The organism is Rhizobium sp. BK491 (assembly GCF_014194925.1).
Lineage (GTDB): Bacteria > Pseudomonadota > Alphaproteobacteria > Rhizobiales > Rhizobiaceae > Rhizobium.
Map to the genome: position 1 here is coordinate 46,840 of NZ_JACIAR010000005.1, position 14,477 is coordinate 61,316.

At 61.1% G+C, this 14,477-nt stretch carries 15 protein-coding genes; 10 read left to right on the top strand and 5 right to left on the bottom strand.

The genetic code is table 11. From position 1 onward, the window contains the following. Nucleotides 1-125 precede the first annotated feature (125 nt). Nucleotides 126-791, bottom strand: a complete 666-nt coding sequence (locus FHX05_RS22040; protein ID WP_183874554.1) for a TlpA disulfide reductase family protein — start codon at nt 789-791, stop codon at nt 126-128. A gap of 23 nt (nt 792-814) precedes the next feature. Here FHX05_RS22040 and argH point away from each other — a divergent pair, with 23 nt between their 5' ends. The 5 genes from argH to FHX05_RS30475 all read left to right on the top strand — a co-directional run bounded on the left by argH (nt 815) and on the right by FHX05_RS30475 (nt 7,258). Continuing rightward, the gene (gene argH / locus FHX05_RS22045) at nt 815-2,215 is read left to right on the top strand and encodes an argininosuccinate lyase (RefSeq protein WP_183874556.1); all 1,401 of its coding nucleotides are present in this window, start codon (nt 815-817) and stop codon (nt 2,213-2,215) included. Between the two features lie 99 nt (nt 2,216-2,314). Further along, complete coding sequence (locus FHX05_RS22050) at nt 2,315-2,509, top strand: lipoprotein (protein ID WP_183874558.1); 195 nt, start codon at nt 2,315-2,317, stop codon at nt 2,507-2,509. A gap of 13 nt (nt 2,510-2,522) precedes the next feature. Then, a complete protein-coding gene (gene lysA, locus FHX05_RS22055; protein ID WP_183874561.1) occupies nt 2,523-3,794 on the top strand; it encodes a diaminopimelate decarboxylase in 1,272 nt (423 codons plus the stop codon). Nucleotides 3,795-4,029: 235 nt separating this feature from the next. Beyond that, entirely contained in the window at nt 4,030-6,777 is a 2,748-nt protein-coding gene (locus FHX05_RS22060; RefSeq protein ID WP_183874563.1) for a TIGR02302 family protein, read from the top strand. 55 nt (nt 6,778-6,832) lie between these two features. Then, on the top strand, nt 6,833-7,258 hold the full coding sequence (locus FHX05_RS30475) for a cupin domain-containing protein (RefSeq protein WP_183874565.1): 426 nt from the start codon (nt 6,833-6,835) through the stop codon (nt 7,256-7,258). Nucleotides 7,259-7,303: 45 nt separating this feature from the next. Here the strand turns inward: FHX05_RS30475 and FHX05_RS22070 are convergent, their stop codons facing one another. The 3 genes from FHX05_RS22070 to FHX05_RS22080 form a co-directional block, all read right to left on the bottom strand. After that, entirely contained in the window at nt 7,304-7,663 is a 360-nt protein-coding gene (locus FHX05_RS22070; RefSeq protein WP_106999186.1) for a response regulator, read from the bottom strand. A 158-nt stretch (nt 7,664-7,821) separates the two neighbouring features. After that, nucleotides 7,822-8,370, bottom strand: coding sequence for a hypoxanthine phosphoribosyltransferase (hpt, locus tag FHX05_RS22075; protein ID WP_132720689.1), 549 nt, complete (start codon nt 8,368-8,370; stop codon nt 7,822-7,824). A gap of 142 nt (nt 8,371-8,512) precedes the next feature. Continuing rightward, nucleotides 8,513-9,178, bottom strand: a complete 666-nt coding sequence (locus tag FHX05_RS22080) for a hypothetical protein (protein WP_183874567.1) — start codon at nt 9,176-9,178, stop codon at nt 8,513-8,515. A gap of 210 nt (nt 9,179-9,388) precedes the next feature. On the opposite strand from FHX05_RS22080, the gene ftsE reads away from it, so the two are divergent. The 4 genes from ftsE (at nt 9,389) to FHX05_RS22100 (ending at nt 12,822) form a co-directional block, all read left to right on the top strand. Continuing rightward, nucleotides 9,389-10,048, top strand: a complete 660-nt coding sequence (gene ftsE, locus FHX05_RS22085; RefSeq protein WP_015341323.1) for a cell division ATP-binding protein FtsE — start codon at nt 9,389-9,391, stop codon at nt 10,046-10,048. An 88-nt stretch (nt 10,049-10,136) separates the two neighbouring features. Further along, nucleotides 10,137-11,084 (top strand): ABC transporter permease, encoded by a 948-nt coding sequence (locus FHX05_RS22090; RefSeq protein WP_112336440.1) that lies wholly within the window; start codon nt 10,137-10,139, stop codon nt 11,082-11,084. Nucleotides 11,085-11,159: 75 nt separating this feature from the next. Then, nucleotides 11,160-11,876, top strand: coding sequence for a YdcF family protein (locus tag FHX05_RS22095; protein ID WP_112420190.1), 717 nt, complete (start codon nt 11,160-11,162; stop codon nt 11,874-11,876). Between the two features lie 142 nt (nt 11,877-12,018). Next, the gene (locus tag FHX05_RS22100; protein WP_112607715.1) at nt 12,019-12,822 is read left to right on the top strand and encodes a 1-acyl-sn-glycerol-3-phosphate acyltransferase; all 804 of its coding nucleotides are present in this window, start codon (nt 12,019-12,021) and stop codon (nt 12,820-12,822) included. Between the two features lie 27 nt (nt 12,823-12,849). Here the strand turns inward: FHX05_RS22100 and FHX05_RS22105 are convergent, their stop codons facing one another. Continuing rightward, a complete protein-coding gene (locus tag FHX05_RS22105) occupies nt 12,850-13,383 on the bottom strand; it encodes a gamma-glutamylcyclotransferase (RefSeq protein ID WP_183714835.1) in 534 nt (177 codons plus the stop codon). 50 nt (nt 13,384-13,433) lie between these two features. Between FHX05_RS22105 and FHX05_RS22110 the strand changes: the two genes are divergently transcribed. Then, nucleotides 13,434-14,447 carry a DUF2125 domain-containing protein gene (locus tag FHX05_RS22110; protein WP_112413836.1) on the top strand — a complete coding sequence of 338 codons (1,014 nt, stop codon included), beginning with the start codon at nt 13,434-13,436 and terminating at the stop codon, nt 14,445-14,447. The last annotated feature ends 30 nt before the right edge of the window (nt 14,448-14,477 follow it).

The window sequence follows — 14,477 nt, forward strand, 5'->3', positions numbered from 1 at the left end:
GGCAGCGCGGGGTGAGGGGGCGTTACCGGCAAGACGCTGCTGCTTTACCCAGCGACGCGTTTGCTATGACACTCCCCTCATCCGCCCTACCAGGCACCTTCTCCCCGAGGGGAGAAGGAGAAAAATCAAATCCCAGCCGCAGCCTTCACCAACGCTTTCGCATCCTCGCTGTCCCAGGCCGCCGGTCCGTTCATCGCCGACAGCAGGCAGCCCTTGTCGTCAATCAACAGGGTCACCGGCAAACCAAAGGCCAACCCCTGCTTCTTCAATACGTTGAACACGCCCATGGTGTTGTCGCGGTAGTAGCCGAGCTTATCGATGGCATATTCCGCACGAAAGGCCTTGGTCTTTTCATCGTCGCCGGTATCGATATTGACGGCAACCACCTCGAACTTGTCGCTGCCGACGCTCTTCTCAAGCGCGTTCAGTGCCGGCATTTCCTCGCGGCACGGCACGCACCATGTCGCCCAGACATTCAAGAGCACGGTCTTGCCGACGAAATTGCTCATCGACAGCGACTGCCCGTCAGCCCCCTTGAAGGAAACACCCTGGAGCGCGATCGGCGCCGGCGGCACGCTCATGGCGGCGACCTGCCCCTTGGTGAATGGCGTCAGGGCAGCAGCGCGATCCCTGGCCGACCCGCATTGATCGGCTGAGGCCGTTTCACCAATGCCATTGCCATACCCCGCCTCCTTCACGTATACCGCTGCCGCACCGGCAATAACCCCGGCGACGGCGGCAAGCATAACAAGTTTCATGGACGGCAGACCGAACGGCTTCTTTGCTGTCATTTCATTCTCCAGGTGGGCATCTCATGACTGACGGCACGGACACCAAATCCTCCAACCAGATGTGGGGCGGGCGTTTCGCTTCCGGCCCCGCGGCAATCATGGAGGAGATAAATGCCTCGATCGATTTCGACAAGAAGCTGTTTGCCCAGGACATCCGCGGCTCAATCGCGCATGCGAGCATGCTCGCCAATCAAGGCATCATTTCAACCGACGATAAAGACAAGATCGTTCACGGGTTGAACACGATCCTGTCAGAGATCGAAAGCGGCAATTTCGAATTCTCGCGCCGCCTCGAAGACATTCATATGAACGTCGAGGCGCGGCTTGCTACCCTGATCGGCCCGGCCGCCGGCCGCCTGCACACCGCCCGCTCGCGCAACGATCAGGTGGCGCTCGATTTCCGCCTCTGGGTGAAGGAAGAGCTGCAGAAATGCGAGCAGGCGTTGAGCGAGCTGATCGCCGCCTTCCTCGATCGTGCCGAGGAACATGCTGAAACCGTCATGCCTGGCTTTACGCATCTGCAAACGGCGCAGCCCGTTACCTTCGGCCATCACTGCATGGCCTATGTCGAGATGTTCGGCCGCGACCGCTCGCGCGTGCGTCATGCCATCGAGCACATGGACGAATCGCCGATTGGTGCGGCGGCACTCGCCGGCACCGGCTTTCCGATCGATCGCCACATGACGGCCAAGGCGCTCGGCTTCCGCGAGCCGACCCGAAATTCGATCGACACCGTCTCCGACCGCGATTTCGCCCTCGAATTCCTGTCGATTGCCGCCATCGCCGGCATGCATCTGTCGCGCCTTGCCGAAGAGATCGTCATCTGGTCGACGCCGCAATTCGGCTTCGTGCGCCTGTCCGACGCCTTCTCCACCGGCTCCTCCATCATGCCGCAGAAGAAGAACCCGGATGCCGCCGAGCTCGTGCGCGCCAAGACCGGCCGCATCAACGGCTCGCTGGTGGCGCTGCTGACGATCATGAAGGGCCTGCCGCTCGCCTATTCCAAGGACATGCAGGAAGATAAGGAACAGGTCTTCGACGCTGCCGAGAGCCTGGAACTCGCCATTGCCGCCATGACCGGCATGATGCGCGACATGACGATCAACACCGCCCGCATGAAGGCCGCCGCCGGATCCGGCTATTCCACCGCCACCGACCTTGCCGACTGGCTGGTGCGCGAAGCGGGCCTGCCGTTCCGCGATGCCCACCATGTGACGGGCCGCGCCGTGGCGCTTGCCGAAAGCAAATCCTGCGAGCTGGCGGAGCTGTCGCTTGCGGACCTGCAGGCGATCCACCCGGATATCACCGACAAGATCTTCGATGTTCTGACGGTCGAGGCCTCGGTCGCCAGCCGCAAGAGCTTCGGCGGCACGGCGCCTTCGGAAGTGCGCAAGCAGATCGCCTTCTGGCGCGCCCGCAACTGAGAAAATCGGCGAAAGTCACAACCAACAATCAGGGTGCACAAGGCCTGGAAACTTCGCTAAGAAGAGTGACTTCCGCGTTTGCCGCCCAAGAGGATTTCGATGCAGATCAACATGCCGCACATCATCCGCCTGACCGTCGTGCTTTCGGTCATCGGCCTTGCAGTTGTCGGATGTGGCCGCAAAGGCCCTCTCGATCCCCCGAGTGCGCACGCGACCAAGGGCGGCGACGTCTCCAAGCCGACGAAGGAGCCGGGCACGGAGGACAAGAAGTTCTTCCTCGACCCGCTTCTCTAATTAGGCAACGACCGTGAACCATTTTGAGTATCGCGACGGCATCCTCTACGCCGAGGATGTACCGGTTCCGGAGATCGCCAAGGCGGTCGGCACTCCCTTCTACGTCTATTCGACGGCTACGTTGGAACGCCACTACCGCGTCTTCGCGGAAGCCTTCGACGATGTCGATGCCATGGTCTGCTATGCCATGAAGGCCAATTCCAACCAGGCGGTGCTGAAGACGCTCGGCCGCCTCGGCGCCGGTGTCGATGTCGTCTCTGTCGGTGAGCTGCGCCGCGCACTGGCCGCAGGCATTCCCGCAAGCCGCATCATGTTCTCCGGCGTCGGCAAGACGGCGCAGGAAATGGACGCGGCGCTCGAAGCCGGCATCTACTGCTTCAACGTCGAATCCGAACCGGAACTGGAAGTGCTGAACCAGCGCGCCGTCCGCGCCGGCAAGGTGGCGCCCGTCTCCTTCCGCATCAATCCCGATGTCGATGCGCGCACGCATGCGAAGATTTCGACCGGCAAGAAGGAAAACAAGTTCGGCATTTCATGGCAGCGCGCCCCCGCCGTCTATGAACGCGCCGCCAACCTGCCTGGGATCAAGGTCACCGGCATCGACATGCATATCGGCAGCCAGATTACCGAGCTGCAGCCCTTCGACGATGCCTTCAAGCTGCTGCGCGACCTCGTGGAAACGCTGCGCGGCGATGGCCACGACATCTATCACGTCGATATCGGCGGTGGCCTCGGCATCCCCTATCGCGACGACAACAATCCGCCGCCGCTGCCAGATGCCTATGCCGAGATCGTCAAGAACCAGCTCCGCGGCCTCAATTGCAAGATCGTCACCGAGCCTGGCCGCCTGATCGTCGGCAACGCCGGCATTCTGGTGACCGAGGTCATCTATGTGAAGGATGGCGGCGACAAGAGCTTCGTCATCGTCGACGGCGCCATGAACGACCTCATTCGCCCGACGCTCTACGAAGCCTATCACGAGATCAGGCCGGTTGCTGTCGGCGATGTGAGCACGCCGCGCATCAAGGCCGATGTCGTCGGCCCGGTCTGCGAAACCGGCGATTATCTGGCGCTCGACCGCGAGATGGCACTGCCGAAGCCCGGCGATCTCCTCGCGGTCGGCTCGGCCGGTGCCTATGGCGCCGTGCAGGCCGGCACCTACAACAGCCGGCTTCTGGTTCCGGAAGTGCTGGTCAAGGGCAATGAATTCCACGTCATCCGCCCGCGCGCGACTTATGAAGAGTTGATCGGCTTGGATTCGATTCCGGCCTGGCTTGAGGGATAATCGGCTTCAATCCATGATTTCTGGGGGACGGTAGAATAGCCGCCCGACCCGATCACGTTTCGGCGAAGTCCGATGAAAAAACAGCCTTTCACGCCCGTTGCCCTCGTCTTCGCCACAAAGAATGTTATCTTTGATTGAATGGTGTCTCGCCGGGCACCGCGTGCGCGAGCGTGTGGGACGCCGCGCCACCCAAACGGGCTACTAGCCAACGTCAGATCGGGAGAAGACCGGACCGATGACCAGCCCCAGCAACCCTAAGAAGGGCGCTTTCGCCACCCGTCCGGCGCTGGCGCGCATGGTTGCGGTCAAGCGTCTCTTTGCGCGGCTGGTTCTGGTCAGCGAACAGCTTCTGCCACGGCTGCTGTTGCCGGCATCCATTCTGGCCCTTTTCCTCTCCGTTGCCTGGTTCGGCATTTTTCGCATGGCGCCGGATACTTTGCGCTTTCTGCTGCTTGCCGTCTTCGCGGTCGGCTTCGCCATCTCCCTCTATCCGCTACGCCGCCTGCGCTGGCCGGGCACCACGGAGGCGGACCGACTGCTGGAAGAGCGCAATGGTCTCGCCCACCAGCCCGTTACGGTGCAGGAAGACGAACCGGCGCTCGACACCCCGTTTGCGCGTGCACTCTGGCGCGAACACCAGACGCGCATGGCCGAACGCATCGCCGCCCTGGATGCCGGCCTGCCCAGGCCGGATATCACACGCTACGACCGCTTTGCATTGCGCGCCATCCCTGCATTGCTGCTCGTAACGGCCTTCAGCTTTTCCATGTCCAACAGCGGCGGCTCGCTCAGTGATGCCTTCACGGCATCGACCTCCACCTCGAGCAATCCGGATGTCCGCGTCGATGCCTGGGTCACCCCGCCCTATTACACCGGCGAGCCTCCGGTCTATCTAACCGGCAATGTCGACAATGCCGGCAACAGCCTGAACGTGCCGCAATTCTCCGAGCTCACTGTACGTGTTTCAGGTGCTGCCACGGATGAGAAAGTGCTGTTCCAGGCGGCTGGCGCGGAAAAAGGCGCCGAAATCCCCGAGCAGGCCGCTGATGCCGACAAGCAGGGCCCGGCTGGCACAAAACCTGCTACGGCTACCGGCGTGCCGCCCGCAGCAAACGGCACCGGCAATATCCCGGCTGCAGACGGGATGGTCGCACGCACGCACGTCCTGAAGCTCGAAAAGGGTGGCGAACTCACCGTCAACGGCAAGTCCTGGTCCTTCAATGTGGTCATCGATAAACCGCCGGAGATCACCTTCGACGGCATTCCGCATGCGACAGCCAGCGGTGCGCTGGAACTCGGCTTCAAGGTCAGGGATGATTACGGCGTTGAGGAAGCCCGTGCCGAGATCGTGCCGGTGGAATCCGATCCTGCCGCGACGCCGCTCTATGGCTTGCCGGAATTCAAGCTCGAAATGCCGCGTCGCGACCGCCGCAATGGCAAAGGTCTGGCAAGCCATGATCTGACTCAGGATCCGCTGGCCGGCAAGCGCGTGCGCATCACCCTGGTCGCCAAAGATGGTGCCGGCCAGACGGGACGCAGCTCACCCTATGAGATGGTATTGCCATCCCGTAGTTTCAGCCAGCCGCTCGCTGCCGCCGTGGCCGAAGAACGTCAGGTCTTCGCGCTCGATACGCGGAAAATGCCAGAAGCAATCGAACTCAACAAGTCTCTGACCATACGCCCCGAAGAAACAATCCCCGATCTCGGTAATTATCTCGCCATCAAGTCGGCGCTGACGCGCATGAAGCTCGCGAGCAACGAGACCTCGCTCAAGGATACGGCCGATTATCTCTGGCAGATCGCGCTCGGCATGGAAGATGCGCAGTTGACGGACGCGGAAAAGGCCCTGCGCGACGCCCAGCAGAAGCTCTCCGATGCGCTTCAGCGCAACGCCTCCGATGCTGAGATCAAGAAGCTGACTGACGAGCTGCGCAAGGCGATGGACGCCTATATGAAGGAGCTGGCCGAGCGCATGCGCAACATGCCGGCCCAGCCGAACCAGCGTTCCGCCAATATCCTGCGCCAGCAGGATCTGCAGCGCATGATGGATCAGATCGAGAATCTCGCCCGCTCCGGCAATCGCCAGGCCGCACAGCAGATGCTTTCCGAACTGCAGCAGCTGATGAACAGCCTGCAGGCCGGCAAGCCGCAGCCCAGGCAGCAGCAGAACCAGGCCAACGACAAGATGCGCGAGCAGATGGACAAGCTCGGCCGCATCATGCGCGATCAGCAGAAGCTGATGGATCAGACCTTCAAGCTTGATCAAGCCATGCGCGATCGTATGCAGCGCGGCGATTCCAACGAGGACGGCGACGGCTTGATGGATCAGCCCATGCCCGGCCTCAACGACCCGATGCGCCCGGATATGGGCCAGCGCAGCCAAGGCCAGCAGGATCAGCAGCAAAGCCAGAACCAGCAGGGCGATAAGGGCAAGGATCCCACCGATGGCATGACGGCCGATCAGCTGCGCGACGCGCTGAAGCAGCTGCGCCAGCAGCAGGAGGATCTCGGCAAACAGCTTGGCGAACTCCAGAAAAACCTTGGCTCACTGGGCATGAAGCCAAATCAGAATTACGGCAAGGCACAGCAGGAAATGAAGGGGGCTTCTGGTCAGCTTGCCGAGGGCAACGGCGAAGGCGCAGTGCAGGGCCAGGGACGCGCGCTGGACGCCCTGCGCAAGGGCACGCGCGAAATGATGAACCAGCTCATGGCCCAGATGCAGCAGGGACAAGGCCAGGGGCAGGGTCAGGGACAGATGCCGGGGCAGATGGGCCAAGGCGGTCAAAACGGCCGCGATCCGCTCGGCCGGTCGCGCAACGAGGGTGGTTTCTCGGATAACCCTAACGATAACATGGTGCCTGATATCATCAACGCAGAGCGCGCCCGCCAAATTCTCGACGCCATTCGCGAGCGGCTGAGCAACAATCCCACGCTCAGCGAAGAACGGCGCTATCTGGAGCGTCTGCTGAATTTGGGTCAGTGAGGCAGCCCGCCATCGAAAAAGTTGCCTGTCTTCATGCTTCGTAAAGCGGGATTATGTGGAGACCAAGCTTGCCCGTATTTCGGATCTGCCTGTCACGACAGGTCTGCCGGGCGTTGCCGACGCGGATGTGAGACTGAGCGGCAAGCACGAGATTCGGCTGGCCAAAGCTGTAGGCATCACGCAATTTGGCGTGAATCTCGTCACCCTCGATCCCGGCGGCATGTCTTCATCGCGCCATTGGCATATGGCGGAGGACGAGTTTCTCTATATTCTAACGGGCACGCCGACGCTGATCGACGAAAATGGTCACCATATTCTCGAGCCTGGCGCTATCGTGGGATTTCCGGCGGGCCAACCGAATGCCCATCATTTGCTCAATCACTCCACCGCCCCCGTGACGATGATTATCGTTGGCTCAAGAAAGCCGGGGGAGGAAACCATCTACTATCCGGATGACGATTTCGGCCCCATCCGCAAATGATGATGGAGCCGGCACAGGAAGTGACTGCGCGACAATTGACAAATGTTAGGCAGCCAAGGCCCGCGCAACAGCCTTGCGGATGTCCGGCAGCGCAAATGGCTTGGCAACGACGTCGACGATCTTTTCCATAAGGTCGTCAGCGCGCTCGCGCTGCTCCGCATAGCCGGTCATCAGCAGGATTTTCATCCCCGGGCACGTTGAATGTGCCTGATGCGCGAGCTCGATACCGTCCATCACGGGCATGCGGATATCCGAGAGAAGCAGGTCGTAGCCGCCCTCTTTCAGCTTTTCCAAGCCTTCTGCGCCGTCTGCCGCCTCTTCGGTCTCGTGGCCGTCCAAGCGCAGCGCGCGGGCGACGAAGCTGCGAAGCGAGTCTTCGTCTTCCGTGATCAGAATTTTTGCCATGGTCCGTGCTCCTGGTCCGTCATGTTCCGCGACCGAAATCATCAGAATTCCGTTTGCGATAGGTAAACAGCGGGCGGGCGATCGGCTCCGTGGTTAACGGTTCGTCATCGCTGGAGCAGAATGGCACAGGCGGACATGTCGCCTGCATTAACTCTGAATCAGGCCTCGGCGTCGCCCGTGACGACGCCGACGAAGGGCAATTCGCGGAAGGCGTAGGCGACATCCATGCCGTAGCCGACAACGAAATAATCGGGGCATTCGAAGCCGACATAATCGGCCTCCAGCTCTTCCTGGCGCTTGACGCTCTTGTCGAGCAGGACGGCCAGCGTGACGTTGCGGGCGCCACGCTCGTAGAGCAGTTCCTTGGCAAAACGCAGCGTGCGGCCCGATTCCAGAATGTCGTCGATCAGCAAAACGTCCCGATCCTTGACGTCGCTGTCAATGTCCTTGACGATGCGCACGCCCTGCGACGTCGTGCCGGCGCCGTAGCTCGAAAGCGTGATAAACTCGACCTCCGGGGCAAGCCCGGTCTCATGCAGAGCACGGAGCAAATCGGCTGCGAAGATAAATGAGCCCTTGAGGATGGCGATGACGAGGAGGTCCTTCGTCGGCCCCTTGGCGATTTCCTTCGCCAAGGCATGATTGCGCTCGGCAATCTGCTCGGCAGTGAAAAGCGGCTCGATATTCTTCCCGCGTACGACAGGCATTGATTGGCATGCTCCATGGCTAAGCGACCCCTGGGCCGCCGATCAAGCTCTACAGCGCCGAGCGTCACATATGACGCGCAAAGGTCGCTGTAGCACTCTAAAGCAGTAGCCCCTAGCACAATCGGCAAGCGCGACACACCCCCTACGGCATGAAGGAAAGCCGGACATCCGGCGTTTTTCCACCGGGATGCTGCAATCGCGTCGAAAATCCGCGGCTTTCATGCGGCCCGAGGCGATCGACGGGCGTGTCCACAACGATGCTCCTGACCAGCTGGCCGCCGGCAAAAAGATCGGCGCGCACCTGCGGAACCGAAAGCGTGGCACCGCTGACATTCTCGATGATGCCGTTCAATCTCAAGACGGGCAGCCCGCTCTCATCCCTTGGCGTCAGCGTCACATGCGAGAACTGCAGCGGATCGGACGTCGCCTCGGCGGGGGCGTTGGAGAGACCGGAAAAACCGCCGGAAAGACCGAAGATCAGGATTGCGAGGCAAATGATCAGCGCGACGAAGCTGCGCCGCGATGCCTGCTGCAAAACCTCCTCGACACTGCGCAAGACGGACAGGATGCGTGAGAAGGTGGTCTTGCGCGTCACGGGTTGCGGTTTTGGTCTGGTATGCCCGCCATAGCGCATGTTAACGCCGGACGCAGTCCGTCCGCGTGCAGCGGAAACGGTCACGAATTCGGCATCGACGATATCGGGCTTCGGCATGACGTAATGCGCCTGGCCCGACCCCGCTCCTCGTTCGGGCGGAATGAGGTCATAAACCAGCCCCGCCTGCTGTTGACGGTGGCGAAAAGCGCCCATGATGGCCTCCCGTTGCGGTGATCCACATGGTTTCGACGCCCATTGCCAATCTGGGCATTGAAACGAATCCTGCCCAGTCGTAAATTTTATTGGTTAATGCTTCGCAAAGATCGCCATGAATAGGGCGCCTTTCCAGAAAAATTTACCGGCTGTTAATGCCATTGGTTAACAAGTCGCCTGATTGAACCCTGCGGAAGACTGGACTGCCCGTTGATTCATTTTGAGAACGTCGGTTTGCGCTACGGCATGGGTCCGGAAATCCTCCGCGACCTGAGCTTCGACATACCGAGGAAATCGTTCCAGTTCCTGACCGGCCCCTCCGGCGCCGGCAAGACGACACTGTTGCGGCTGCTGTTCATGTCGCTGCAGCCGACGCGCGGGCTGATTCGCATGTTCGACAGGGAGATATCCTCGATCCCACGTAACGAACTCCCGCTGCTGCGCCGCCGCGTCGGCATCGTCTTCCAGGATTTCCGGCTGCTCGAACATCTGACGACATACGAAAACGTTGCCCTGCCCTTGCGCGTGCGCGGCAAGGATGAAAGCTCCTATCGCACCGACGTCCTGGAACTGCTGAAATGGGTGGGCCTGGGCGAGCGCATCAACGTGCTGCCGCCAGTTCTTTCGGGCGGCGAAAAGCAGCGCGCGGCCATCGCGCGAGCTCTCATCGACCGCCCGGAAATCCTGCTCGCCGACGAACCGACGGGCAATGTCGACCCACCGATGGCGCGCCGCTTGCTCAATCTCTTTCTTGAGCTTAACCGGCTCGGGACCGCTGTCGTCATTGCGACGCACGATCTCGCCTTAATGGACCAGATCGAAGCGAGACGCATGATCCTATCGGGGGGGCATCTCGATATCTATGACTGACCCCCGCCCCCGCAGGACAGCCCCGAATGCCCGGGCACCGCAGGCACGGCAAGCGCCCGCGGCACCGGCAGAACGCAAGCGCCCGGAGATGCGCGTGCGCCCCACGGGGCCGATCGTGCCCTCCTCCAATATCCAGGGCAACGCGCTGATCGTCGTGATCGCCATTATGGCCTTTCTCGCCTGCTTGACGCTCGGTGCGGTCAGCATGGTGCGCTCGACAGCGGCAAGCTGGGAAAGCCAGATTTCCCGCGAGATCACCATCCAGATCAAGCCGGACGACAATCTCGACATGGAAAAGGCGCTCGCGAGCGCCCGCGATATCGCGCTCAGCTTCGTCGGCACCAAATCGGGCCAGATCGTCGATGAAGCGGCAACCGCGCGCCTGCTCGAACCGTGGCTTGGCGCCGGCCTCGATATCAAGGAATTGCCAGTCCCTCGCCTCGTCATCATCACCATCGATGAGACGCATCCGCCTGACTTCGAAGCGATGCGCGCATTGCTCAAGGCGCAGATCCCGCAGGCAACGCTCGACGACCACCGCACCTGGGTCGACCGGCTCGTGTCGATGGCGCACACCACCGTTCTCATCGGCACGGGCGTCCTGCTGCTCGTCTTCACCGCCATGGTCCTGACGGTGGTTTTCGCCACGCGCGGCGCATTGTCGGGCAACCGCCATATTGTCGAAGTCCTGCATTTCGTTGGTGCCGAAAGCACCTTCGTCGCCAATGAATTCCAGAAGCATTTCCTGAAGATCAGCCTCAAAGGCTCGGGAGCCGGCAGCGCGCTCGCCGCCTTGTTCTTCGCGACAGCCGGCCTCCTGCAGAGCCATACGATCGCGACACCGCAGACCGATCAGGCAACCGCATTGTTCGGGACTTTCTCCGTCGGCGCGCTCGGCTATATCGGCATTCTCGCCACCATGATCATCATCGCGCTGCTGACGACGCTGACGGCACGTTTCACCGTCATGCACACGATCTATGAGATCGATCTGGTTCGTTCCGATCCCGGGCGGACGGATAGCGTACCGAATTGACGCTTCAGCGATGTTTTTTTACCGTGTGCCAGCCCGTTCCTTGCCGCAATTGGCGTATAATAGCGAATCATGAGCATGGATCTGACGACTCGCAAGACCTTAAGTTTGCAGTCGCTGCGGACACGCCCCAGCGGCGATAGACCCGTGCGCCGCAGCCTGTTCCGGCGTCTCTTGCGCTGGGGCGGCTTCGCCTTCATCTTCCTCGCCGCCATCGTTTTCGGCGGCTTCCTCCATTTTGCCGATTCGATCACTACCTTGAAACCGCCGCTCGAGCCGAAGGCCGATGCCATTGTCGTGCTGACGGGCGGCTATCAGCGGATCGATCAGGCAGTGGAGCTGCTACGGACCGGCGCCGGAAACCGTCTCCTGATCTCGGGCGCACATCCGACCACCACGCCGACGCAGATTCGCAAATTGACGCAAAGTTCCGCCAGCCTGTTCAGCTGCTGTGTCGACATCGGCTACGACGCGCTTGATACGATCGGCAATGCCCGCGAAGCGGCAAAGTGGATCCACGCCAGGGGCTACAAGAGCGTTCTCGTTGTCACGAACAACTACCATATGCCCCGCAGCCTCGCCGAACTGAAATATGTCGACCCCTCGACCGATTTCATTCCCTATCCGGTCGTCAACTCCGATCTGAAGGCCAAGAACTGGTTCACGGACCCGAATGCGCTGCGGACGATGATCTCCGAATATGCGAAGGTCCTCCTCGCCGGTGCCCGCAACCTGACCGGCCTCGGCCGGCCGGTAGGCCTGCGCTCGCGGCAGCCGGCTGAAGACGACGACTGAGGCTTGCAGCAAAGGCCGAATCTGGGAGAGGCAACGCGCTTGAAGGCGCGAAACCACGCAAAGACCGACTTTTTATTGACGCTGTAATCGTGTAGGCAAACCTTCGGATGCCGGCGCAAGCCGGTGCATTGGAAAAGCCTCGATGATTATCTTGCGTTCGATCCTGTTCAACACGGCCTTTTATGCCAATCTGATCATTCGCATGATCGTGTTGACGCCGATTTACTTCCTCATGCCGCGCAAGGCGGCCTACGCGATCCCGAAGGCATGGGCGAAATCCAGCACCTGGCTGATGGAGAAGATCGTCGGCACCACCTTCGAGATCGAGGGTCTTGAAAATCTCCCCAAGGGCAGCTTCATCTTCGCGCCTAAGCACCAATCCTTCTGGGATACATTCGCGCTGCTGCCCTATCTCGACGATCCGGTCTATATCCTGAAGCGCGAGCTTTTGTGGATCCCGCTGTTCGGCTGGTATGCGAAGAAGCAACGCATGATCCCGGTGGATCGCAGCGCCCGCGGCAAGGTCATGTTCGATGTCCTGAAGCGCACACGCGAGGAACTTGCTACCGGCCGCCAGCTCATCATTTACCCTGAGGGTACACGCCGCCCGCCAGGTGCGGAACCCGTCTACAAATACGGCATCGCCCGGATGTATCGCGACCTCGGTATCCCCGTCGTCGCCGTCGCCATGCATCCAGGTCTTTTCTGGCCGCGCCGCACCTTCCGCAAATATCCCGGCCATATCAAGGTGCGCATCCTGCCGCCGATCGAGCCCGGCATGGACCCCGATGCCTTTTTCGCGCGCCTGATCGAGGAAACGGAAAGAGCAAGCGACGAGCTGCTGGTCGAAACCGTCGCCAACAATCCGCATCTGCCGCTTCCTCCGACCGCAGTCCAGCGCCTGGCCGAAATCGGCAAGACAAAGCCGGTCACCGCCGCAGTCTGAGCGAGCTCTCGATTCTATGCGATAGGTTCAGGATGCCTTTCGCATCCGCTCCACCTCGCCGGCGACCTGCTCCAGCCAGTGATCGCGAATGCCCATGTCGCGCAGATGCGTCAGCGTATTGAAGAGATAGGCATCGTTCGGGCCGGAACGCCCATTGGCAGCTTCCACCACATGCGCCGCTTCGATCGCATCCAGCGAGCCGGCATATTGCCTGTGGTTGCGATCGACGACATAGGCAACGGCGGTCACACGCCGCCCGTCGCTGAGCCGAATCGGCAGGGTCTTTTCCAGATAGACGTTGGTGACGAGCTCGCGCTCGCGCAGATAGGTCAGCACCTCATCCCAATCGACGTCGGCAACCCGAAAGGCCATGCCGCGGCAGGAACCGCCGCGATCGAGGCCGAGGACAAGGCCGGGATTTTCTTCCGTGCCGCGATGGACCCAGGAGCGGACGCAGAGCGAGCGACGATAACCAAAAATCAGGGCCTCGGCCCGCTCGTCATAATCAAAGCCCGGATTCCACATGAGGGATCCGTAGCCAAACACCCAAAATTCGTCCATATCCAACGCCAAATCACTGTGAAGCTTCAGTTCAACCATTGGAGAACAACATGGCAGCGTCAAGCCAGAGCGTAACGACCGGTCGAGGCAAACGTCTGTGGCTCATCCTTTTTGGGCTGGTGGTGGTTCTGGCCGGTCTTTACACCGGCGGTTGGTACTATGCGACCGGTTTCGTCAGAACCAATGTCCTGAAGGCGCTCGGCCAGCAGAACAGCGCCGGCATTGCCGGCAAATGCGAGAACATGGCCTTCAACGGCTTCCCCTTCTCCATCGGCCTGACCTGCGACACGGTGACGGTCGACAACCAGACGCGGGGCGTCTCCACGAGTTTCGACAGGCTCAGCGCCTCCGCACCGGTCTTCCAGCCCAACCATGTGAGCTGGAGCCTGAAATCTCCTGCCGAGTTGCGGACGACGGAGGGCCTGGCCGTATCGGCAGAATGGGCCGACCTGCAATCGAACCTCGTCGCCAAGGGCCGCGGCGTGGCGCAGACACAGACTGTCATCAATGGGCTGAAGGCGGGCGTCGTCTCCTCCGTCACCGGCCAGAGTGTCAATGTCACAGCCGCCCACACGGAGATGCATGCCAGCCAGAACGGCAGCGATCTGGATTTCGCGATCGGCGTTGAAAATGCCAATGCCGTGATCAAGGATTTCCCCCAGGTCCTGCCGACCGCATCCACGAGCGCCAACGTGACGCTATCAGGCAAGGCCGGCCTGCTCGACGGCAGCGACCGAGAGGGGCTTCGCGGCTCGGCAGGCGTGTTGCATCAGGCCGTCATCGACATCGGCGACGGTCGCATCATGACGCTTTCCGGCCCCTTCAATTTCGACGATGAGGGTCTTCTATCAGGCCAGTTCAAGCTGGAGATCAATCAGATCGGGCCTTGGGGCGATAGCCTGACCACGACGCTTCCTGCCGCCAAGAACATCATCAAGACGGCCACGAAGATGCTGAAGGCGCTTGCCAACGGTGGCGATAAGGTTTCTGTCGATCTCACCGCCGATCGCGGCCGCCTCTCGCTCAGCGGCTTCATCCCGCTCGGCAAGATCCCGCCGATCTGAGAGGCTGCCCCTCGTCCGCCCTATCGGGCA